This window comes from Hyphomicrobium album (assembly GCF_009708035.1).
Classification (GTDB): domain Bacteria; phylum Pseudomonadota; class Alphaproteobacteria; order Rhizobiales; family Hyphomicrobiaceae; genus Hyphomicrobium_A; species Hyphomicrobium_A album.
The window spans coordinates 1568391-1590718 of record NZ_WMBQ01000001.1; the positions used below are offsets into that span (position 1 = coordinate 1568391).

At 67.5% G+C, this 22328-nt stretch carries 19 protein-coding genes; 7 read left to right on the top strand and 12 right to left on the bottom strand.

Translation table 11 applies throughout. The features are described from left to right. Nucleotides 1-123 precede the first annotated feature (123 nt). The 7 genes from hemH to ggt form a co-directional block, all read right to left on the bottom strand. Nucleotides 124-1185: a ferrochelatase gene (gene hemH / locus GIW81_RS07605; protein ID WP_407658164.1), complete on the bottom strand. Its 1062-nt coding sequence runs from the start codon at nt 1183-1185 to the stop codon at nt 124-126. Nucleotides 1186-1258: 73 nt separating this feature from the next. Next, on the bottom strand, nt 1259-2314 hold the full coding sequence (locus tag GIW81_RS07610) for a CHAD domain-containing protein (protein WP_210251914.1): 1056 nt from the start codon (nt 2312-2314) through the stop codon (nt 1259-1261). 52 nt (nt 2315-2366) lie between these two features. Next, a complete protein-coding gene (locus tag GIW81_RS07615; RefSeq protein ID WP_154738659.1) occupies nt 2367-2999 on the bottom strand; it encodes a thiamine phosphate synthase in 633 nt (210 codons plus the stop codon). Then, entirely contained in the window at nt 2996-3817 is an 822-nt protein-coding gene (locus GIW81_RS07620; protein ID WP_154738660.1) for a thiazole synthase, read from the bottom strand. The genes GIW81_RS07615 and GIW81_RS07620 overlap by 4 nt, the downstream gene beginning before the upstream one ends. A gap of 10 nt (nt 3818-3827) precedes the next feature. Beyond that, the gene (gene thiS, locus GIW81_RS07625; protein ID WP_267873814.1) at nt 3828-4052 is read right to left on the bottom strand and encodes a sulfur carrier protein ThiS; all 225 of its coding nucleotides are present in this window, start codon (nt 4050-4052) and stop codon (nt 3828-3830) included. 68 nt (nt 4053-4120) lie between these two features. After that, nucleotides 4121-5128, bottom strand: a complete 1008-nt coding sequence (locus GIW81_RS07630; RefSeq protein WP_154738661.1) for an FAD-dependent oxidoreductase — start codon at nt 5126-5128, stop codon at nt 4121-4123. A 56-nt stretch (nt 5129-5184) separates the two neighbouring features. Beyond that, the gene (ggt, locus tag GIW81_RS07635; protein ID WP_154738662.1) at nt 5185-6945 is read right to left on the bottom strand and encodes a gamma-glutamyltransferase; all 1761 of its coding nucleotides are present in this window, start codon (nt 6943-6945) and stop codon (nt 5185-5187) included. An 81-nt stretch (nt 6946-7026) separates the two neighbouring features. Here ggt and GIW81_RS07640 point away from each other — a divergent pair, with 81 nt between their 5' ends. After that, a complete protein-coding gene (locus GIW81_RS07640; protein WP_154738663.1) occupies nt 7027-7479 on the top strand; it encodes a cupin domain-containing protein in 453 nt (150 codons plus the stop codon). Here the strand turns inward: GIW81_RS07640 and GIW81_RS07645 are convergent. From GIW81_RS07645 to GIW81_RS07655, 3 genes are read right to left on the bottom strand one after another with little or no spacing between them, the layout of a single operon-like run. After that, the gene (locus tag GIW81_RS07645; RefSeq protein WP_154738664.1) at nt 7473-11294 is read right to left on the bottom strand and encodes an error-prone DNA polymerase; all 3822 of its coding nucleotides are present in this window, start codon (nt 11292-11294) and stop codon (nt 7473-7475) included. The two genes, GIW81_RS07640 and GIW81_RS07645, sit on opposite strands and share 7 nt — an antisense overlap. Nucleotides 11295-11297: 3 nt before the next feature. Then, nucleotides 11298-12839, bottom strand: a complete 1542-nt coding sequence (locus GIW81_RS07650) for a Y-family DNA polymerase (protein ID WP_154738665.1) — start codon at nt 12837-12839, stop codon at nt 11298-11300. Next, a complete protein-coding gene (locus GIW81_RS07655; RefSeq protein WP_154738666.1) occupies nt 12757-13593 on the bottom strand; it encodes an ImuA family protein in 837 nt (278 codons plus the stop codon). The genes GIW81_RS07650 and GIW81_RS07655 overlap by 83 nt, the downstream gene beginning before the upstream one ends. A gap of 623 nt (nt 13594-14216) precedes the next feature. Between GIW81_RS07655 and GIW81_RS19030 the strand changes: the two genes are divergently transcribed. Continuing rightward, entirely contained in the window at nt 14217-15242 is a 1026-nt protein-coding gene (locus tag GIW81_RS19030) for a L,D-transpeptidase (protein ID WP_229309110.1), read from the top strand. 72 nt (nt 15243-15314) lie between these two features. On the opposite strand, the gene GIW81_RS07665 is transcribed toward GIW81_RS19030, so the two are convergent. Next, a complete protein-coding gene (locus tag GIW81_RS07665) occupies nt 15315-16292 on the bottom strand; it encodes a zinc ABC transporter substrate-binding protein (protein ID WP_154738667.1) in 978 nt (325 codons plus the stop codon). A gap of 129 nt (nt 16293-16421) precedes the next feature. Here GIW81_RS07665 and GIW81_RS07670 point away from each other — a divergent pair, with 129 nt between their 5' ends. From GIW81_RS07670 to GIW81_RS18815, 4 genes are all read left to right on the top strand, one after another. Continuing rightward, nucleotides 16422-17120: a DUF1007 family protein gene (locus GIW81_RS07670; RefSeq protein WP_195930449.1), complete on the top strand. Its 699-nt coding sequence runs from the start codon at nt 16422-16424 to the stop codon at nt 17118-17120. 123 nt (nt 17121-17243) lie between these two features. Continuing rightward, nucleotides 17244-18287, top strand: coding sequence for a twin-arginine translocation signal domain-containing protein (locus tag GIW81_RS07675; RefSeq protein ID WP_154739571.1), 1044 nt, complete (start codon nt 17244-17246; stop codon nt 18285-18287). Between the two features lie 179 nt (nt 18288-18466). Beyond that, on the top strand, nt 18467-18832 hold the full coding sequence (locus GIW81_RS07680; protein ID WP_195930450.1) for a response regulator: 366 nt from the start codon (nt 18467-18469) through the stop codon (nt 18830-18832). A 154-nt stretch (nt 18833-18986) separates the two neighbouring features. Then, complete coding sequence (locus GIW81_RS18815) at nt 18987-19328, top strand: hypothetical protein (protein WP_195930451.1); 342 nt, start codon at nt 18987-18989, stop codon at nt 19326-19328. A gap of 21 nt (nt 19329-19349) precedes the next feature. On the opposite strand, the gene GIW81_RS07690 is transcribed toward GIW81_RS18815, so the two are convergent. After that, on the bottom strand, nt 19350-20543 hold the full coding sequence (locus GIW81_RS07690) for a pyridoxal-phosphate-dependent aminotransferase family protein (protein ID WP_154738670.1): 1194 nt from the start codon (nt 20541-20543) through the stop codon (nt 19350-19352). 285 nt (nt 20544-20828) lie between these two features. Here GIW81_RS07690 and GIW81_RS07695 point away from each other — a divergent pair, with 285 nt between their 5' ends. Continuing rightward, entirely contained in the window at nt 20829-22166 is a 1338-nt protein-coding gene (locus tag GIW81_RS07695) for an amidase (RefSeq protein WP_154738671.1), read from the top strand. The last annotated feature ends 162 nt before the right edge of the window (nt 22167-22328 follow it).

Here is a 22328-nt window from a genome sequence, read left to right on the forward strand (position 1 = left end):
GGGCTAATGCGCACGATAGCGCGCGGAGGCAAACATAAGGTAAAAAAATAGTTCGCCGGCAGTTACTTATGGAACAGCGCGCAAGCTACGCATGAACTTGGCGCGCGGCAAGCCGTGTTGCCGCTACAGCCAGCCGGAAAGCTCGCGGCGCACGACCGCCTCGATCGCGCGAATGCCCTCGTCGCTGTCGTTGAGTGCGGGCAGGTAGGCGAACTTCTCGCCACCGCCGTCTTCGAAATAGTGGCGGTTCTCGCCGTCGAGCTCCTCCAGGGTCTCGAGACAGTCGGCCGAGAAGCCCGGCGCGACCAGCGCCAGCCGCTTCACGCCTTCCGCGGCGAGCCGCTTCACCGTCTCGTCCGTGTAGGGCTGCAGCCAGGGATCGTTGCCGAAGCGCGACTGGTAGGTGGTGAGCCACTTGTCCTCGGGCCAGCCGAGCGCGGCGCGCAGCAGCCGCGACGTCTTCTGGCAATGGCAGTAGTAGGGGTCGCCGGCTTCGAGATAGGCCTGCGGCATGCCGTGGAAGGTGGCGATGATTACCTCGGGCGTGAAATCGAGCTTGGCGAGATCGCGGCGCATCGACGTCGCCAGAGCCTCGATGTAGGCGGGGTCGTCGTGATAGCTCGGCGCCACGCGCACGGCCGGCTGCCAGCGCATCTTCATCAAGGTGCGGAACGCCTGATCGGCGGCGGTCGCCGTGGTGGGCGCGGCGTACTGCGGATAGAGCGGCAGCAGCAGGATGCGGTCGCAGCCCTTTTCCAGCAGCGCGCGGATACGGCTGTCGGTCGTCGGATTGGCGTAGCGCATGGCGAAGTCGACCTCGATGCGTTCCGGGTCGCCCAGCGCCGCGGCGAGTTTCTCGGCCTGCGAGCGGGTGATCGTCTTCAGCGGGCCTTCGTCGCGCTCGTTGTTCCAGATCGTCTGGTAGTCCTTGCCCTTGCGCCCGGGGCGCACGGTGAGGATGATGAGATTGAGGATCGGCCACCACTTCCAGCGCGGCAGTTCGATGACGCGCTCGTCCGACAGGAATTCCTTCAGGTAGCGGCGCATCGACCAGTAGTCGGTGCCGTCGGGCGTCCCGAGGTTGAGCAGAAGCACGCCGATGCGCCCACTTCGCGCCTTCGGGTGGTCGGCGGGGCGATGATCGATGTCGGGCTGTAAGACGGCGGTCGGCTTGGTCTCGTTCACGACTGGCTCGGCTTTCGGCTACCGGCGGGGGGACTGGGGTAACGCAGCCAATATGGACTGCCGAGGCGAAACCTCAAACCTTGGGGTGAGCAGCCGCCCGTCGGCGCGGCGCGCTCTGCCGGCGAACCCGCTGTGCCGGCTGAGCCGGACGCGACTGGTCCGCGTCGACCTCGTGCTCCTTGGCGTCGAAGGCGGCCTTCCAATACACGCCGATGTTGCGGCACAGGCGCTTCGGTCCGTCGGCGAACAGGCGCTCGCCGTACGGCCGGGCGGACAGACGCAACTGATCCTGACCCTCGCGTGCGGCACGCTCGATCAAGGCGGCCTGCTCGCCACGTAGGCCAGCCCCGGCGTCCGAATGGACGAAGGCCACCAGCACCGCGAGGTCGTGATCGTCACCGAGGAGTTGCGAAAGATTGCGGGCCTCGGCCGCCCGCGCGCCGAGATAGTCGGGCCACCCGCGTGACAAGAGTGTCATCTGCCGCCAATGCGCCTGTGCGCCTTTGCGCCACTCGTGGAAGGCTTCGTCGCTCGGCTCGCGATAGGCCGCTGAGAATGCGCGGCGGCAACGGCGATAGGAGCGCTCCAGGCCGGGGGCCACGACTTCGAATCCCGTGCCCGCGATCTGCATATCGGCGAGGCGCTTCTTGGCCTCGGCGAGCCGGGCAAGTGCTCCTCGCGTGCCGAGCGGTGTGCCTTCGCCGTTGGCCGCCGCAATCGTCTGGCGCAGTGTATCGGCCAGCCCCTTGCGCCCGAGACGACCCGCGCGTTCGAGCTTGTCGACGGTTTCCAGCAGCACGTGCCGGTCGCGCGCCCCGGACAGACTTAATCCGATGTCGCGCAGCTGGCCGTTCTCTGCCCTGAAGACCTGCTCGCCCATCGCCGGGCGTACGAGGCGCAGCAAGGCGCGCAAACGCTTGAGCGACTTGCGCGCTTCATGCACAGAGACGGCCTGATCGCGCTTGTCGTGCAGCGAGCTTTGCGCGCGCTCGATCTGCTCGACGGCGATGCGTCGGCTGCCCTCGTCGAAGGGCTCACCCAGCTTGAAACGAAACGCCATGCATTGTCCGCGCGCGGCTGTACTCGACGCCGATATAAACCGTACAGCTCCGCTCCATTCTTCGACCACGACCGCCCGCGATGCAAGCGCGCGTGCACGTCAAAGGATCACCCGCGACACGCTAACTCGGACCGTGAGCACGCCGTTCCGCCGCCCAGGCTAGCCAGGATTGCACCCGCTGTACAGGATGTTGCGCTGTCACAAAGTCGGTGATGACGGCGACACTGTCGGCGCCCGCAGAGATTGCGCCGTCGGCGCGCTCGGGCGTTATCCCGCCGATGGCGACGAGCGGCAGGGCGCCGATACGGGCCTTCCATTGGCTGACGCGCGCCAGCCCTTGCGGCGCCCACTTCATGACTTTGAGCTTCGTCTCGTAGACCGGACCCAGCGCGACATAGTCCGCCTCGGCGGCAAGAGCGATTTCAAGCTCTTCCTCGCTGTGCGTGGAAATGCCGAGCCGCAGGCCCGCCGCTTTGATGGCGGCGACATCGGCGGCGGCGAGATCCTCTTGCCCCAGGTGCACATAATCGGCGCCGGCGCCGATCGCCTCGCGCCAGTAGTCGTTGACGATCAACTGGCAGCCGTGGCGGCGCGTCAGCTCCAGGCATTCGCCGATCTGCCGGCGCACGTCTGCCGGCGAGGCATCCTTGAGGCGCAATTGTAGCGTGCGCACGCCGAGCGGTACAAGCAGCGCGGCCCAGCCGGCATCGGGGACGATGGGATAGAAAACATCGAGGCCGCCGGCCGCCGTCATTTGCGGTCGAGGTCGAAGAACGGCGTTCCGGCAACGGGCGTCGACGGCTGCGCCATGTCGCGCACGCCCATGAGACCCGACTCGAAGGCCGCGCGGCCCGCCTCGATGGCGCGGGCAAAGGCCGCCGCCATGCGCACCGGATCGCCGGCCCGGGCCACCGCCGTGTTCAAGAGCACGCCGTCGAAGCCCATCTCCATCGCCTGCGCGGCGTGGGACGGCGCGCCGATACCCGCGTCGATGATCAGCGGCACGTCCGGGTAGTAGGCGCGCATGCTCTGCAGCGCATAGGGATTGGCGAGTCCGCGGCCGGTGCCGATCGGCGCGCCCCACGGCATCAGCACCTGGCAGCCGGCGCGCAGCAACCGCTCGGCCACAGACAGGTCCTCGATCGTGTAGGGCAGCACCTTGAAACCGTCGGCGGTCAGCGCCGCCGCCGCCTCGACGAGGCCGAACACCTCCGGCTGCAGCGTGTCGTCGTTGGCGATCACCTCGAGCTTGATCCAATCGGTTCCGAACACCTCGCGCGCCATCTGCGCCGTAGTAACGGCCTCCTTCACTGTGTGGCAGCCCGCGGTATTGGGCAGCACGCGCACGCCGAGCGCTTGGATCAGCTCCAGGAACCGCTCGCCGGTTCGGCCGCGCGCCTGCTCGCGGCGCAGCGATACGGTGACGACGCCGGCACCCGACGCTTCCACCGCGCTCGCCAGCACGCTGGGCGAGGGATACTGCGCCGTGCCGATCAACATGCGCGAGGTCATCTCCACCCCGTAGAGGGTGAGACCGGTCGTTGCCTTGGCTGGAAGTTGGGGGGCGTTCATGTGTTTCTACTCAGCCGCCATGCCGGGGCGAGACGATCTCGACGTGGTCATCGAAAAACAGCAGCGTCGATGCGCGCGCTTTCTCCGGCACGAAGGTGCCATTCCGCGCGGTTGCCACGCGCGCACCGCCAAGGCCTCGCTCCGCCACGAGATCGGCGAGCGTCGCCGCGGCGGTCATCACGGCCTCGCCGTTGACGATGATCGTGCGTACTTCAACCCTTGTTCCGGCCGTCAAGTCTCAGCTCCTGCAACGGCATGGCTCGATCCCGTTGATCTACTGCCTTCGCCTTCAACCGCCAAACCTCAGAGGCCGCTCGTAACCACCAGCTCCGAGGCGGTGCCGTCTTCTATATAGGCGGCGACCGCCCTTGCCAGAACCGGCGCCAGCAAGAAGCCATGCCGGTAGGCGCCATTGACGTAGATGCGCCGGCCGCTATCGCGCACGAGTGCCCGCGGAACGTTGTCGGGAAACGCGGGGCGCACGGCGGCACCGAGGTCAAGGATCTCCGCCTCGGAGAACGCCGGATGCACGGCATAGGCGCCGCCGAGCAGCTCCAGCGCCGAGCGGACGGTCATCGGCCCCGCCTCATCGCTTTCGATCAGGGTCGCCCCGATCATGTAGAGGCCCTCGTCCCACGGAACGACGTACAGCGGCACGCGTGGGTGCAGGAGTTGCACCGGCCGCCGCAACTTGACCTCGCGGGTGCGGATCAGGATGCGCTCGCCGCGCACGCCACGCAGATCGGGCAGGGCATCGCGCGCGGCAAGCCCGCGGCAGTCGACGACCAAATCGGCGCCGTCTCCGGCATCCGCCTGCCCGAAGGCGATCTCGACGCCGGCCCGCTGTACCTCGGCCAGCATAAAGGCGAGCGCCGCCGGCGCCGGCATGTGCGCTTCCTCGGGAAAATAGAGCGCCGCCGTGAACCGGTCGTGCAGGTCGGGCTCCAGGTTCGCGAGCTCGCCGGCATCGACGAGCCGATGCCCCTGCGTGCGCCGCGCGAAGCGATCGAGCTCGCCGCGATCGCGTGCCGCCGCGACGACGAGGCTGCCGTTCGCTTTGAGCTGCGGATAGAAACCCTTCCACAAGCCGACACCTTCGCGGCCGAGCTGGCGCAGCATGGGCGGCGCGTTCTCCGCCTCGCGGTCGGGTGCGAGCATCACCGCCGCATAGAGGCTCGCACAGTCGGCGAACGGCTCCTCGCTTGCCTCGACGAGGCGCACGCGATGGCCGGCGCGCGCCAGGATGAGCGCCTGCCAAAGGCCGAGGATGCCGGCGCCGAGCACCGTGATGGAACGTGAGGGAGCGGGCATGGGCCACTTCTGTGGGGCGAGCGGGCGCCTACCGTTCGCACGCCGCGCCAATCGGCTCAATCCCCCAGCGCCGCGCCTTCCCGACGTGCGTCAGCGGCGCCTTCGAGGCGGCCGTCGCGGCGCATGACGATGTGGATGCCGGAGTTCATCAGCGACGGCACGATCCGGTGCCCGAGCGGCCGCAACGTCAGTCCGAGCGGCACGGCCGCCCAGTCGAGCTCGATCTCCAGCCCGCTGCCCTGGCTGCCGAAGTTGGTGAGGTCGGCTGCCCGCTGCGCGTCGAGGCCCCAGTCGAGCAATGCGACCAGCGTCTTCAAGACGTAAAGAATGATGCGGCTGCCGCCGGGCGAGCCGAGGACGGCTTCGACGTTGCGCTGCGTGTCGAAGACGATGGTCGGCGCCATCGACGAGCGCGGGCGCTTGCCGGGCGCCACCGCGTTGGCGACGGGCTGACCGGCCGCATCGACCGGAGCGAAGGAGAAATCCGTCAGCTCGTTGTTGAGCAGAAAGCCCGCGGCCCAATTATGCGAGCCGAAGCCGCCTTCGATCGTCGTCGTCATCGACACGGCGTTGCCGGCTTCGTCGACGATGGAGATGTGGCTAGTGCCGGAGCGCTCGATTGTTGCATCGACGCCGAACGACTGGCGCTTCAAACCGGGCGGCTCGCCGGCTTTCGGCTTGTCGACACCCCGCTGCGGGTCGATCAGCTTGCGGCGCTCAGCGATGTAGGCGTCATCGAGCAATCCGTCCGGCACGGCGACAAAGTCAGGGTCGCCGACGTACTTGTTGCGATCGGCAAAGGCGAGCTTCTCGGCCTCGGTGATGAGATGGACGGCCCGCGCGTTGAGCGCCGCGTCCGGCGTCGTGCCGATGTCGAGCGGTTCGATCAGCTTTAAGGTCTGCGCCACGGTCGGCCCGCCGGACGACGGCGGACCGACGCCGCACACCTCGTGGGCGCGGTAGCTGACGCACAGTGGCGGCCGCTCCTTCACCCGGTAGTTCTTGAGATCGTCGAGCGTCATGCCGCCCGGCGCGGTCGGCGCCGCCGCCACCGCGTCGACGATCGCCTGTGCGATCGGCCCCTCGTAGAAAGCGTTGGCGCCACCTGCCGCAATCGCCCGCAAAGTCGCGGCGAATTCCGCATTGCGCAGCCGGTGCCCGATGGGCAGCGCGCTGCCCCCATCGGTGAAGAAGTAGCGGCGCGCCGCGGGCACAAAGCTGTCGGGGCCGTCGAGGCGCAGGAGAACGTGCAGCCGCTGCGAGATCTCGAAGCCGCCCTCGGCGAGGCGGATTGCCGGTTCGAACAGTTTCGCCCAGGCCAGCTTGCCGTGCTGCTTGTGGACGTCCTCGAGCAGGCGCACGAGCCCCGGCACGCCGACGGACAGCCCCGACAGCACCGCCTTGTTGAACGGCATCGGTTTGCCGTCGACGAGGAAGCGGTCGGGAGTCGCCGACGCCGGCGCGGTCTCGCGCCCGTCGTAGACCTTGAGCTCCGCCTTCGCCTTGTCCCAGTAGAGAATAAAGGCGCCGCCGCCGATGCCGCTCGACTGCGGCTCGACGAGGTTCAGGACAAGCTGCGTCGCGATCGCCGCGTCGATGGCCGAGCCACCGGCGCGCAGCATCTCGCGTCCCGCCTCGGCGGCGAGTGCGTTGGCGGCAGAGACCATGTGGCGTTTGCCGATCGCCAATTCATGCGTCTGCTCGCCGGTCGCCGCCTCGGGTGAGCTGCGCGGGTCGAGAAGCTGCGCCTCCGCCGAGGCAGCCAACAGGATCGCGAGGAGCGGCGCGAGAAGGCAATTGAGCGGGCGGAGGAGCATGAGCACCGGGGCGGCGAGAGTTGTTCACCAACTTCCGCCATCATGACGCGGAGCACAATGGGCGTTGCGAGGAACCGGCCGATGTCGAATACGCGATACTTCATGTGGCCGCTGGCCGCGGTCTTTCTCAGCGCGGCGCTGCTCGTCGCCCAGTCAGACCGCGGCATCGGCCGCGAAACGGTCAAGCCCCTGCTCGACACTGGGCAGACGATCCTTTCCCAGCCCATCGCCTATCCCACGCAGTCGCCTGCGAAAATCGTCTCGGCGATCGTCACCATGCTGCCGGGGGAGGAAACGGGCTGGCACCAGCACGACGTGCCGATGTTCGGCTACATCCTCGAAGGCGAAGTAACGGTCAAGTACGCGGGCAAGGGAACGCATGTCTATCGGCAGGGCGATGCGCTGATGGAGGCGATCGACATCCCGCACAACGGCCGCAATACGGGAAAATTTCCGGCGCGCATCCTGGCGGTGTTCATGGGAGCCAATGGCGTGCCCGACACTGAGATGCTGCCAGACTATAAGCCTCAGTGAAAATCGCGCGATTTGGGGATGATGCGCGCGTCGCGCGGATGGCTCGCCCAGCGCGGATGCATCTTGTCGGCGTTCGGGTCGGCGGGAAATTTCGCCGGGTGCGCCGATCCCGGATCGGGGCGCAGCACCTCGTCCGCATTGGCGAGCGGGGCCTTCATGGTGGCTGCCTCGGCTGACAGGAGCTGCAGCCAGTCGGAGCGATCCTCCAGCCTGGCCGAGACGACGTGGATGATGTCCTGGTGCCGCTGCACGCGGCCGTGGATCACGATGAGACGCGAGGCCATCACCTCCTTGCGGAAGCGCTCCAGCGTCTTCGCCCACACCACGGCGTTGGCGATGCCCGTCTCGTCCTCGATGGTCATGAACACGACGCCCTTGGCCGAACCGGGGCGCTGGCGCACGAGGACGACGCCGGCGACGGAGACATAGGCGCCGTCCTTGATGCCGCGCAGCTCATCGCAGGCGATGACGCGGCGGCCGGCGAAACGCTCGCGCAGGAAGCTCATCGGATGGGCTTTGAGCGATAGCCTGAGCGTCTGGTAGTCGTTGACGACGTGCTCGGAGAGCCGCATCTGCGGCAGCTGCACGAACGCCTCGGCGGCGGCTTCGCGCGTCTCGCTCCAGGAGAACAGCGGCAGCGGCTCGGCGGCGCCCAGCGCCTTCACCTCCCATAGCGCCTGGCGGCGGTCGAGGCCCGTCTTGGCGAAGCCAAGCTCCGCTTGGACGGAGCGGAAGGCGTCTGCCGCGGCGAGCTTCTCGAGCGTGACGAGCTTGACCCGTGCCCGCGCCCATAGGTCGTGCACGTCGCGAAACGGCTTGATGCTCGGCAGAGCCGCCCCCACTTCCCCTCTCCCCGTCCATGCGAAGCATGGCTCCACCATGACGGGGGAGAGGGCGGTTTGCTGGGATTTGCGACCTCTTGGGAGCGAGTCACATGGCAAACCGGGTGAGGGGGTTCCTCCGCTCGGCGGCGTTTGTGCCCCCTCACCCTTCGCGCCTGATGACTTAGGCCCTAACGTTTCATTCGTTGCCAGAGTCAAGTTCTCGCTCCCGGGCCTAAGGTCATGGCGCGAAGCCCTCTCCCCGCTGGGGAGAGGGTAAGAGGTGCGTGCTGCAGTAAGTTTCTTCACCTCCTCCTCCTGCAGGCCGTCGATCTGGCGCAGGCCGAGGCGCATCGCCGGGCGCCCGGCATTGTCTTTCTCCAGCGTGCTGTCCCAGTCCGACAGATTGACGTCGGCGGCGCGCACCTCGACGGCATGCTCGATCGCATCGCGCACGATCTGCGCCGGCGCGTAGAAGCCCATCGGCTGCGAGTTCAAAAGCGCCGCGGCGAACGCCGCCGGATGGTGGCACTTGATCCACGACGACACGTAGACGAGGTGCGCGAAGCTCGCCGCGTGGCTCTCGGGGAAGCCGTACTCGCCGAAGCCCTTGATCTGGTTGAAGCAGCGCTGCGCGAAGTCCTTGTCGTAGCCGCGCGCCACCATGCGCGAGACCATCTTCTCCTCCAGGAGCCCAATGGTGCCGCGACGGCGGAAGGTGGCCATCGCCTTCCTGAGCTCATTCACCTCCGCGTCGGAGAACTTGGCGGCGACGAGCGCGATGCGCATCGCCTGCTCCTGGAACAGCGGCACGCCCTTGGTCTTGCCGAGGATGTTGCGCAATTCGTCCTTGTCGCCGCACTTGGGTGACGGCGAGGGATAGTGCTCCACCTCCACGCCGTCGCGGCGGCGCAGGTAGGGATGCACCATGTCGCCCTGGATGGGACCGGGGCGCACGATCGCCACCTCGATGACCAGATCGTAGAAGCAGCGCGGCTTCAGGCGCGGCAGCATGTTCATCTGCGCCCGGCTTTCCACCTGGAAGACGCCGATGGAGTCCGCCTTGCAGAGCATGTCGTAGACGGCCTCGTCCTCGCGCGGCACGGTGGCGAGCGTCACCGCCGTGCCCTCGTGCTGCTCGATGAGGTCGAACGCCTTGCGGATGCAGGTGAGCATGCCGAGCGCCAGCACGTCGACTTTCAACAGGCCGAGCGCGGCGATGTCGTCCTTGTCCCATTCGATGAAGGTGCGGTCGTCCATCGCCGCGTTGCCGACGGGCACGACCTCGACCAGGGGTCCGCGCGTCAGGACGAAGCCGCCAACGTGCTGCGAGAGGTGGCGCGGAAAACCCATCAGCTCGTAGGCAAGCTCCAGCACGCGCGCCAGCAATGGGTCCTTCGGGTCGAGCCCGGCGGCGCACACGTGCTTCTCGGGCAATTCGCCGCCGCCCGACGTGCCCCACACCATGCCGGCGAGGGCGGCGACCGTATCCTCCGACAGGCCCATCGCCTTGCCGACGTCGCGCACGGCGGAGCGGGCGCGGTAGGAGATGACGGTGGCGGCGAGGCCGGCCCGGTCGCGGCCATAGCGCGCGTAGATGTACTGGATCACCTCCTCGCGCCGCTCGTGCTCGAAATCGACGTCGATGTCGGGCGGCTCCTTGCGCTCGGGCGAGACGAAGCGATCGAACAGCACGTCGATCTCGGTGGGGTTCACCGCAGTGACGGCGAGGCAATAGCAGACGACCGAGTTGGCGGCCGAGCCGCGACCCTGGCAGAGGATGCCCTGCGAGCGGGCGAAGTGGACGATGTCGCGCACGGTGAGGAAGTATTGCGCGTAGTTGAGCTGATCGATGAGCCGCAGCTCGCGCACGATGAGACCGTGCACCTTTTCCGGAATGCCGTCGGGGAAGCGCCAGTGGGCGCCCTCCCAGGCGAGCTCCTCGAGATAGGCTTGCGGCGTCTTGCCCGGCGGGGTCGGCTCGTCGGGATACTCGTAGACGAGCTCGTCGAGGCTGAACGTGCAGGCCACGGCGATCTCCAGCGTGCGGGCGAGGGCGTCCTCGTGCCCGCGGAAGAGGCGCGCCATTTCCATCGGCCATTTGAGATGCCGTTCGGCGTTGGCTTCGAGCCTGAGGCCGGCTTCCTGAATGGTGGTCTTCTCGCGCACGCAGGTGAGGACGTCCTGTAGCGGGCGCCGGTGCGGCGCGTGATAGAGCACGTCGCCGGTGACGACGAGCGGCGTTGCGCAGCGCTCAGCGAGCGCCGCCAGCGCGGCAATGCGGGCGCGGTCGTCGCCGCGATAGGTGTGGCTCGCGGCGAGGTAGAGCGTGGCCCCGTCGCCCAACGCCGCCTTCACCCGCTGTAGCTCCCCCTCGAACGTAGTCGCATTCCCTCTCCCCATGCCACTCGGCATGGGGAGAGGGTTAGGGTGAGGGGCAACCGCTTGTGTCGACGCGCACTTCTGCCCCTCACCCCGACCCTCTCCCCGTGAAGAACAGGGAGAGGGGGAAGTTTTTGCGTTAGGGAAAGGCAGGATGGCGGCGGTGGGCGGCGCCTCATCATCGGCGGCGATAAGTGCGCGCCAGTCCCAGTCGTCGGGGGCCAGCGCGATGAAGATCTGTCCCTCGGCGTGATTTGCGACATCGGCGAGAAAGAGCGTGCACTCGCCCTTCCTGGCGCGCATCTGCCCGAGCGAGATCAGCCGCGACAGGCGCCCGTACGCCTGCCGGTCGCGCGGCAGGCACAAGAGGCTAGGGCCGTCCTGCAGGTCGAGGCGCGCGCCGACGATCAGCTTCAAGCCCACTTCCTTCGCCGCCAGGTGCGCGCGCACGATGCCGGCGAGCGTGTTGCGGTCGGTGACGGCGATCGCCTCCATACCGAGCGCATGCGCCTGCGCCACCAGTTCCTCGCCGTGCGAGGCCCCGCGCAGGAACGAGAAGTTGGTCGTCACCTGCAGCTCGGCGTAGCGGGCGGCTGTGGGCTTCTTTGCCATGCGCTATCCGAACAGCCCGTGCAGGAACCAGCGCGGTAGCTCCTCGTCGCGCCCGTAAATGCCTTCGCGGAACACCCAGTAGCCGGCGCCGCCCTCATCCTCGATGCGGTAGTAGTCGCGCGTGCCGCTCTTCCTGGCGGCGATCTCGTCCCACCATTCGGGCGCCACGCGCTGCGGGCCTTGCGCCTTGAGGATGCGCCGCTCGACGCGCCGCCAGGTGAACCGCGCCGGCGGACCCTCCGGCACCTCGGCGATGACGCAAATCGGCTCCGGCTGCTCCAGGAGCAACGGCGGACGCGCCGGTCCGGGCGGCAGCGGCCAGGCAAGCTCGCGCGCGTGACTGAGCGCGGCAACGCGCGCCTCACTGCGCTCGGGGATATGACTGGCGTGCGCCTCGAGGCGCGTCACGCGCGATGCCCCGAGGCGATTGGCGAGACGATCGACGAGCTGCGCCGCATCGCCTCGAGCGTCGCCTTGCAAGCGCGGCGCGAGCGCACCCTGCTCAACGGGCGCCTTCTCCACTTGAACCGCCGCCAGCACCATGACCTCGACGCCGAAACCGGCATCGAGCGCGGCGAGCTTCTCATTTAGGAGCCCGGTCATGTGCTCGGGCGTCCACGATGGCGCGCTCAGGCCGGCGCGGGCCTCGGCGATGCTGCCGTCGGCGCGATAGAGCGACAGGCAGAGCCGGCGGGCGCCAAGCCCGCGCGATGCCAGATGAGTGCAAAGCTCCTCGGCGAGCCGCGCCGTCTCGGCTTCGAGCTGCTCGGGCGAGATGAGCGGATCGGGCCATGAGCGTTGCACATAGAGGGCCGGCGGCTCGATGAGCGGCCGGCACGGCTCGGAGCGCTCGCCCAGCGCCTGGTCGAGCCGCATCAGCACCGCCTCGACGCCCTTTGCCGAACGGAAGCGGCGCTGCAGGGCGGCGCGCGGCAGACGATAGAGATCGCCGATGCGCTTGAGGCCGAGTCGCTTCAAGAGCAGCACCGTATCGGGTGCGAGCCGCAGCGCTTCGACCGGCAACCGCGCGAGGCAGGCTTCCGCCTCGCCTTCCGCGGCGATCGCCGGTGACGGCGCGAAGCGGGCCAACGCGTGCGCGGCGCCGAGCGTATCGGCGAGACCGACGCGTGCGGTCAGATGAAAGCGCGACAGCCTGTCGATGAGATCGCCGACGAGTTGCCTCTCGCCGCCATAGAGGTGCGCCACGCCGGTGATGTCGATCCACAGGCCGTCATCGCCGTCGATGTTGCGGTTGGGACCGTAGCGGCCACACCAGCGGGCGAGGCGCAACAGCGCCGTGCGGTCCCGGCGCCGATCGGCCGGTTGCGTCAACAGCGCGGGCAAAGCTGCGCGCGCATCGGCGAGGGCCTGACCGATGCGCGCGCCTTGCTCCGCCGCTTGCGGGTTGACGGCGGTAATGCGGATGCCGTGCGTGCCCGCCTCGACCAGGGCGAGCGGCGCCTCACCGGGAACCAGCGATGGCTGCGCGCGGTGCATCCGCTCGATGGGCCACAGTGGCAGCCACACGGAAACGATGCGTTTCATCCGACCATTCCAAGAGAGAGGGCACAGGCTCGCGTGTCAGCGGGCGATGCCGGCAACGTTCCAAGGCGACGGCGTAGTGCGAAGCCCCCGGCGCAGCCCCGTCGAAGGGATGCGAGGCGCTTTGGCGCGACCCGACCCGCCAGCGGGTGGCGGTCGATCCCGCAGGCGACAGCCGCGGATCGGTGACGATGAGACAGGGCGTGGAATGCTCTGCCGCCGCCAGGCTCAAGCGGCGCGCGGGCGTCAGCTCCGCCTCGTCCACCACGCCGATGACAAGGGCGAGGCTCTCGGAGCGCAGGCCCTCCTCCATGGCCCACAAAGCATCGCTGGCGCGCGCCGTCTCGGCGAACAGCCAGGCGGAAGGTTTAAGTCCGAGCGCGGCAAGGCCATGCCCGTGCGGGGCGCCGAGCTCGCGCGCAAACGCGGACGGCCAGCACCACAGGATACGGGAAGCGCCGCCTTGCGAAGCTTCCATGCTCTCCAGGCGGCGCACCGCGAGGCGCAGGGCGAAGCCGAGCGCGGCCGCCCAGTTGCCGGCGCTGGAGCCCGCTCCCGCGTCCGGTCCGAATAGCTCGGGCTTCAGCTCGTGCAGAGAAAGCGCATCGAGGCTTCCGCCAAGACGCTGGTCGAGATCAGCGTCTCCGAGCGTCCATAGGCGCGGCGCTTGATCTTGCTGAGGTGCAATGGATGAGGAGGCGAGGCAGGCAGCGCCACGCTCCAGCTGCGTGATGCGCGTGCGCAAATCGGCGAGCACATTCGTCTTGTTGTGCGGTAGCTGGCCCGCCGGAACGGCGAGGAGGGACTCGCCGTTCCGGTTTGGGCTAGAGCCGCCAAGCCTTACGCTACGCAACCCGTTACGCGGACACGCACTGGGGCTTGGCTCTGGCCGCGAGATCCGCTGCAGAAGGTCGGACGGTGGGGTGGGGGGTGGGACCCTCTGCAGCATTGGAACGCTCTCGCAACAACCGAGGCAACGGCAGCTCGAATGCCGCTGCGTTCTTTTTTTGTTCTAGACTGGGTGAGGTTTCGGGTCAAGATCAAACAGGGAACAAAAGGGGAGAATAAAGGTTGCAGCCACCCCCGCACTAAGATGCAAATTTTCCACAGCTGAGATCTTGCCAACAGGCGAATCGATTCGGCAGGCGACGGGGATGCCGCACCCTTAGGCGCCGATTTGCCGGGTTTTCAGGCGCTTGGCCGTGCATCCAGGAAACAGCTAGAGCGGAAAATCCTGAAAGCGTGCTCGCAGGTGCGATACGACCACAACTGTGTCCTGCATGCTCTGCCGCGACAAAGTGGGACTGATATATACGTGGCATTCACCATATCGCCCTCAAGCTCCCTACCAACTGAGCGAACCTCCGGAGCCATTCAGTAATGCCATCTCGCGGTCTGATGAGTTCTATTGCCGTGGCAGCCCTCACCGTTGCCATTGTTCCCATCGCGACGTCCCAGGCGCATGCCCAGGGTCTGTTCGAATTCCTTTGGGGCGGCAGTCAGGAATGGGGCGGCGGCAAGCAAACCGTCTCGTTCGATCAGAAATATACCGCCGGCCAGGTCATCGTCAGCTTCGGCGATCGCCGGCTGTACCTCATCACCAAGGCAGGGACGGCCACGAGCTACCCGATCGCCGTGCCGCGCGAGCAGAGCCGCTGGCAGGGCACGACCTCGGTCACCGACAAGCGCATCAATCCATCGTGGCGTCCGACGCCCGAGATGCTGCGTGAGAACCCGAAGCTTCCGCTGTGGGTCCCCGGTGGCCACCGGATGAACCCGCTCGGCGTGCGCGCCATGTACCTCGGCTCCAGCACCTATCGCATTCACGGCACCGACGCCCCGTGGACGATCGGCCAAGCGGTGTCGAAGGGCTGCATCCGCATGCTCAACGACGACGTGCTCGACCTCTATCCAAAGGTTCCCGTCGGCACCAAGGTGACGGTGACGTGGCAGCGCTTCAACAGCCAGGCCGTGGCGTCTGGCGACGAGCCGGCTCCGTATAACCCGATGGCCGCCGCCGCTGCCGAGGCACCGACTTACAAGGCGCCGCCGCGCAGCATCCGCATGCGTACGCCCGCAGCCAACGTCGAGACGGTCGCCGCGACCAGCGACACGGGCGCCAACGACATGGGCGCTCCTGCCGTCGATCCGTCGGCCGACGAGGCGGCACTCGCCGCGGCCGCCGAGAAGCCGCTCGAGAAGAAGCCGGTGAAGAAGGCCGAGGCGCACAAGAAGCCGGCGCCACACGAGGACGCCGTGGCCATTGCGGAGCGCGCCGCCGCCGCTGCAGCCAAGGCTGCCGAGGCTGCCCGCGCCGCCGCCGAAGCCGCCAAGAAGGCGGCCGAGGACGCCAAGAAGGCGACGTCGGCTCAGTCGGCCGAGCCCGGCAAGAGCGCCGCGCTCTAAGCTCAGATCGCGCGCAATGAAATTGCAAAGGGCAGCACCAAGGCGCTGCCCTTTTCGTTTGTGCCCGCCGGCTCAGGTCGCCGGGGTAAGGCACGATTTCAAGCTGGCGGCGAGATTGCGCATCAGCTGGAAGTAGAGGCGTGGCCCGGGCTCGAGGCTCAACCCTTCCGGGTCGAGCGTCCCGGCCCGCGCATCGGTGTCCTCGATGACGGCAGCAACGAGAGCCGGCTGAAAAAACGGCTCGGCGAACACGCACACGGCCTTGAGCGAGCGGATCTTCCGGCGCAGCTCGGTCAGGCGTTTGGCGCTCGGCTGAACTTCGGGGCTCACGGTGATCGAGCCGACGGCATCGAGGCGGAAGCGCGCATCGAAATACTGGTAGGCGTCGTGAAAGACGACGAACGGCCGGTCGCGCAGCGGCTGCGTCACGGCTTCGAGCTCGCTGGTCAGCGCGTCGATCTCGCCACGCAACCGCTCGGCGTTGGCCTTGAAGCGCTCGGCATGCTGCGGATAGCGCGCGCTGAGCACGCCGGCGACGTAATTGCCGATGACCTTGGCGTTGTCCGGGTCGAGCCAGAGGTGACTGTCCTTCACCGCGTCGTGGCTGTCGCCGGCGACATGGACGTGGTCGTCGAAGCTGCCGTCCTCGCGCCGGCTCAACAGCCTGACGCCCGGCATGTCGGCGAGGGTCACGAGTTGCACGTCGTCCGGAAGGGAGCGAACGATCTTGCCGGTGAACGGCTCCAGCCGCTCGGACACGCGGATGAACACCCCCGCCCTATTGATGGCGCGCACCTGCGACGGCCGGAGAGAGAAGCTATGTGGCGAGGCGGCCCCGTCGACCAGCAGCACCGGGACGCCGACCCCTTGCATCACCTGCGCGACCAGCGAATGGATGGGCTTGATGGTGACGACGACGTCGGTGACCTCGGCACGGGCCATCGCCGGGCCGAGGACAGCGACAAGCGCGGTAGCGAGGACAACCTGCCTCAACCTGGCGGCGAACGCGCCGAGCACAGTCTGTCCCAGCGTCCAGGGGGCGCCTGCCATGCGAATATCCATCGATTGGTGGATGTGATAATATCCGGTGCAACCTATTCCAGCGCCGGCCATCACGCAACCGCCACGTTCCTGCTCCATCCCCTGGACTGGCTGCCGGCATCCGAGAGGAGAAGCGAATTGCGCGCCCCGACATCGATACTCGCCATGGCGACGGCGGTCGCCGGTCTGAGCGGCGCGACCTCGCAGGCGCTCGCCCATCCGCACGTGTGGGTGACGATGAAGGAGACGGTCCTCTACGAAAAAGCGGCCATCACGGGCCTGCAGCAGGCGTGGACGTTCGACGAGATCTACACGCAACAGGCGATCGAAGGTCTCGATAAGAACGGCGACGGCAAGTACGACCGCGAGGAGCTGAAGGAGCTGGCGCAGGTCAACATCGACGGGCTCAAAGAGTTCGAATACTTCACCTTCGCCAAGCTCGGCGACAAGCCGCTCAAATTCAATCCGCCGGTCGATTACTGGCTGGAGTACACCGACAAGGGCATCCTCACGCTGCACTTCACGCTGCCGCTCGAGCAACCAGTGCCGGCGGACGCCACGGGCTTTAATTTCGCGGTGTTCGATTCCAGCTACTTCATCGCTTTCGACTTCGCCGAGGCCGATCCGATCAAGCTCAGCGCCAACGCCCCAACGACCTGCAAGCCGACGATCCACGAGCCGCCCGAAGACGCCGATACGCAGCAGTTGAGCGATGCGTTCTCAAGCGCGCTCGGCCAGAACGCGCAGCAGCCCGGCAGCAGCGGCCCGATGAGCGGTGGCGGCTCGGTCAGCATCGGCTCGAGCAGGAGCGTCGCCATCGAGTGCGCCAAGTCCTAGGACCCTGGCGGACTTTACGGTTACCAATTGTGCCGGACCGCACCGTCCAAGGTGCTCCCCGTTGTCAATGACACGCCGATCGGCTTTGATGCGGCCGACGCTTGCCGAGAGGGGATAGGCTCGATGGACCGGCGCGAATTCCTGAAGTCCACGGGTGCGGCTGCCGCCGCGGCAACAGCTGCGTCCGCCACGGCGCAGCCAACACTCGCTGCTCCCGCAGTCGCCGCGGACCTGCACGAGCTTCGCCTCGCCATGCCGTGGGCCGAGGGCTACGCCGGCCCAGCCGACTGGGCGCATCGTCTCGGCCAAAGCATCATGCAATTGAGCGGTGGCCGGTATCGCATCGTCCCGACGTTTGCCGTCGCCGATGGCCTCTCGGCCGTCAGCGCGGGCGACGCCGACCTCTATTTTGGCGACGCCCCCGACGCCCAACGCGGGCTTGCATTCTTCTCAGGTCTGCCGGGCGATCGCGGCATGAGCCCGCAGCATTTGCAGACGTGGGTTTCGGTCGGCGGTGGACAGGCGCTGTGGGACGACCTCGCCGGCGAGCTCGGCGTGAAGCCATTGCTTGCCGCGCATACGGGCCGTCACAGCTACCTGCTTGCGACCGAGCGCGTCGAGAGCATGGCCGCACTCGCCGGCCGCACAGCGCACTTGCAGGGTCTGGCACGCGACGTCGGACGCGGGCTCGGCCTCGAGCCGGTGACCCTGGAGCCCGGAGAGCTAGCGGGCGCCATGCAGCGCGGCGATGTTCTCGCCGCCGAATGCGGCGGCGCCATCATCAGCTATGCGCTCGGCCTGCCGGGCGTGGCGTCTCACTCGGCCGGCACCAGCTTCAACCGCCACGGCACGGCGTTCTTCCTCGGCGTGCGCCGCGCGCTGTGGGACAACTTCGGGCCGGCTGAGCAGGCGATGTTCGCCGCCGCGACCGCCGGAGAATATCAGCAGTCGCTGGCCGAGGAGGACGCGCACCGGCGCATGTTGCTCCCCGACGCCTCTGCCGAACGCACTTGGCCCATTGCCGCCGAGCTGGCGCACGCCATCCGCCGGGTCGCCGACGCCGTCGTTGCCCATGCCGCCGGCACTGACGCGAGAACGCGCCGCATCAGCGACAGCTACACCGCCTTCCGGCACGCTGCCTTCGGTCCGGACGACGCCACAGTCTAATATGTTGGAATGTAACGCCAGCCGCACCGGCGACGTACTGCCGAGAGGGCCCTGCTCTGCTGTGACCTCGTGTGGGGCGCCTGGGGGCCGCCGATTGCGCGGAGGCGACGAAGATATCAATCAAACATCTGAGCGCGTGGCGGAACGCGCGGCAGCATCTGCCGCATGACGTCCTTATCGTGACGGACGCGCCGGCGGATGCCGAGCACCTCACCGCCACGCTGCGCGTGCTGCTGGGCTACAACGTACCGATACGCCGGGCATCCTCGCTCGACACCGCGCTCGGTAGCCTCGCCGAACATCAGCCGGCCCACGTTTTCATTGTCGAGATGGGCTGCCCATCTACCGACGCGGAGAGCTCCACCGCCGAACTTCGCCGCGCCGGCTACGCTGGACCCGTGATTGTTGTCTGCAATGACAGCTCGCTTGCCGCGCGCACGCGGCTTATCACCGGCGGCGCCAACGATGTTATCCACAAGGACGACCTCTGCAGCGCGCGTATCGCCGAAGCGTTCGGCCGCGCCATCAAGCCCGGAAAAAAGTAAGCCGCTTCAATCCGCTTGCACGACGCGCGTGCTCGATAACATGGGGCCGCTTGCGATTTTTGCGTGTGGTCCGCTGCCGCACACCCTGTATCCGTCATCATTCTGCTGCTTCATTCTGCATGTAGTTCACCTCGCACACTGAAGAGGGGAAGTTATGCAGAGATCGCGCGTTCTTGTCGTATGTGCAGCTATGTCGGCCGGCTCGATGGCCTTCGCCGAGGAACCCAAGCTGCCGCCCGAGGTGACGCCGGCGCTGCGCGCCGCCTGCGAGAGCGACGTGCGCCGCATCGGCTGCATCGACAGCACGCCAACGTACTCGGAAGTGAAGAGCTGCGTGATCGCCCGCTATGCGAAGCTCGGCCAGCGCTGCAAGGTGGAACTCGCCTCGGTCGGCTACTCCGGACCGTCGAACGTGCCGAAATCCGGCGTCAAAGCCGATTCAATCAAAGCCGCTTCCGTCAAAGCCAGTTCTATCAAGACCCTTTTTAATTGGTGATAGCGGCCCACGGGCCCGCAATTACGCCGCCTTGGCGGTTGCGGGCCGCACCGTTTCCGAAAGATAGGCCATCGCCGCGGTGACGCCGCCCTTCTCGTGCGGAACGCCGGCAAGCTCGAGCCCCATCTCCACACCCGCCAGCGCACCGAGGATGGTGAGCTCGTTGGTGTAGCCCAGGTGGCCGATGCGGAAGGCCTTGCCGGCCAGCTTGTTGAGGCCAGTGCCCAGCGACATGTTGAAGTTCTCGAGCACCAGCTTGCGGTAGGCGTCGGCGTTATGCGACTCCGGCATGGCCACGGCGGTCACCGCCGGCGAGTGCGAGCGCGGATCGCGGCACCACGTATCGAGGCCCCAACCACGCACGGCCCGGCGCGTCGCCTCGGCGAGGCGCTCGTGGCGCGCGAAGACGTTTTCGAGGCCTTCCTCGTGCAGCATGGCGATCGCCTCGGCGAGGCCGAACAGCAGGCCGATCGCCGGCGTGTAGGGAAATGTGCCCGCCGCGTTGATGGCGATCATGTCGTCCCAGTTCCAGTAGGAGCGTTGCAGCTTGGCCTTCTTGGAGGCGGCGAGCGCCTTCTGGCTGACGGCCGTGAACGACAGCCCGGGCGGCAGCATCAAGCCCTTCTGCGAGCCGGCCACGGTGACGTCGATACCCCACTCGTCGTGGCGCAGGTCCATCGCGCCAAGCGACGACACGGCGTCGACCATCAGCAGCGCCGGATGGTGCGCGGCGTCCATGGCCTTGCGGATTTCGTCGATCCACGAGCGGGCGCCCGTCGACGTCTCGTTGTGAACGACGCACACGGCCTTGATGTCGTGCGACTTGTCCTTCTTGAGGCGCGCCTCGACTTTGTTGGCGTCGGCACCCGAATGCCAGTCGGTCGGAATCACCTCGGGCTTCAGACCGATGCGCTCGGCCATGTTGCGCCAGAGGACGGCGAACTGCCCGGTCTCGACGATCAGCACCTGATCGCCGGGCGAGAGGGTGTTGACAAGACCGGCCTCCCACGCGCCCGTGCCGGACGAGGGATAGATGATGACCGGGTTGTGGGTCTTGAAGATCGTCTTGACGTCGGCCAGCAGCTTCAGGCCGAACTCGCCGAACGTCGGACCGCGATGGTCGAGCATCTGCCGCGACATGGCACTGAGGATCCGCTCCGGGACCGGGGTCGGCCCAGGGATCTGCAGGAAATGTCGGCCCGACTGATTGGCCATTATCGTTCCCCTCGCAATGCTCAACGCAGCTCGCAACAATCCCCTCAGAGCGCCACTCCCGGTCACGACCGAACGAGGCACCCCTTAGGGGTTTTCTTTTATCGGCGAAGGGATGAGCTATAGGTAGGAAAGCAAAGGCCCGTCAAGCGGTCAGCCCAGGGTTTGAGCGGTTTGCGCCCGGCAGTTAAGGGGTGCGGAAATCGGCCTCCGCAGCCCTGTGGCCAGGTTGCCGCACGAACCGCGCAGCCACTGAGCCCACGGGCCACAAAGAGCATCGCCCAAAGTATGAGCGGACCGATCCACTCCGACCCGACAAACCTTACCGCTGCAGCCGCGGCCGAGGCCATCCGCGAAGGGCGGCTTTCGTCGGGGGAACTGGTCGCCGCCTGCCTCGACCGTATCGCCGCGCGCGACGCGCAGGTGCAAGCGTGGGAGTATCTCGACGCGGATCTGGCCCTGGCGCAGGCGGGCGAGGCAGATGCTGCGATCCGCCGCGGCGACCATTTGGGCCTGCTGCATGGTGTGCCCATCGGCATCAAGGACATCTTCGACACGTTCGATCTTCCCACCGCCAACGGCTCGCCGATCTTCGATGGCCGCCGACCGGAGCGCGACGCTGCGTGCGTCGCGGCACTGCGCGCCGCGGGCGCGGTGATCTTGGGCAAGACCGTAACGACGGAACTGGCGCTGCTCACGCCGGCGAGGACGCGCAATCCGCACAACCTCGAGCACACGCCGGGTGGCTCGTCGGCCGGCTCAGCGGCGGCTGTCGCGGACCATATGGTGCCGGCCGCGCTCGGCAGTCAGACCGCCGGCTCGATCATCCGGCCGGCTTCGTTCTGCGGCGTGTACGGCTTCAAGCCGACGCTCGGTCTCGTACCGCGCGCGGGCGTGCTGATGCAGTCGCACACGCTCGACACGGTCGGCGTTTACGGGCGATCGGTCGAGGACCTTGCGCTCATCACCGACTGCATGACCGCCTTCGATCCGGAGGACGCGGCGAGTTTCCGGCGCGCGCGACCCGGCCTCGTCGGCACGGCACGGGCGAGGCCGCCGATCCCGCCGCGGCTTGCGTTCGTCAAGCCGCCGCCCTGGACGGATGCCGACCCCGACATGAAGGTGGCATTTGCGGAGCTGGTTGGGCGCTTCGGTGATCGGATCGTGGAACTCGATCTTCCGCGGCTCGCGGACGTGGTCGAGTGGCAGCGCATCGTGCAGCTCGCGGAGAACGCCCACTACTACGGCCCGCTGTTGGACGAGGCGCCGCAGCACATATCGCCGGGGCTGGCGCAGCGGCTCAACGAAGGGCGGGCTGTCGACGCCCAGGAATATCTGCGTGCCATCACCGGACGCGAGCCCGCATATCGCGCCCTTGCCGCCGCGCTGAAAACGTTCAGCGCCATCCTTACGCCCGCCGCGATGGGTCCCGCGCCGCGCGGGCTGGGCGCCACAGGCAGCCCGATCATGAACGGGCTGTGGACCTACCTGGGCATGCCCGCGGTATCGCTGCCGCTGCTGCAGGTGCGTGGCATGCCGGTTGGTGTGCAGCTCGTCGGCCAACGGCATGACGATGCGCGCCTGCTGCGCACGGCGCGCTGGCTGATGGCCGAGGTGGCTGGCTGAGCGCCTCCAAAAACAATTGAGGACGGAGCAGCCGCGCCGCTCCGTCCTCCTTCGTGCCGGTGCTCGAGCTCTACTTAGCGCTCGTTGTTCGCGGGCGGCTGCGGCTGCTCAGCAGCGGGGCGCGGCTTCTGCATCTCGCCAGGGCGAGTCATCGCGGCACGG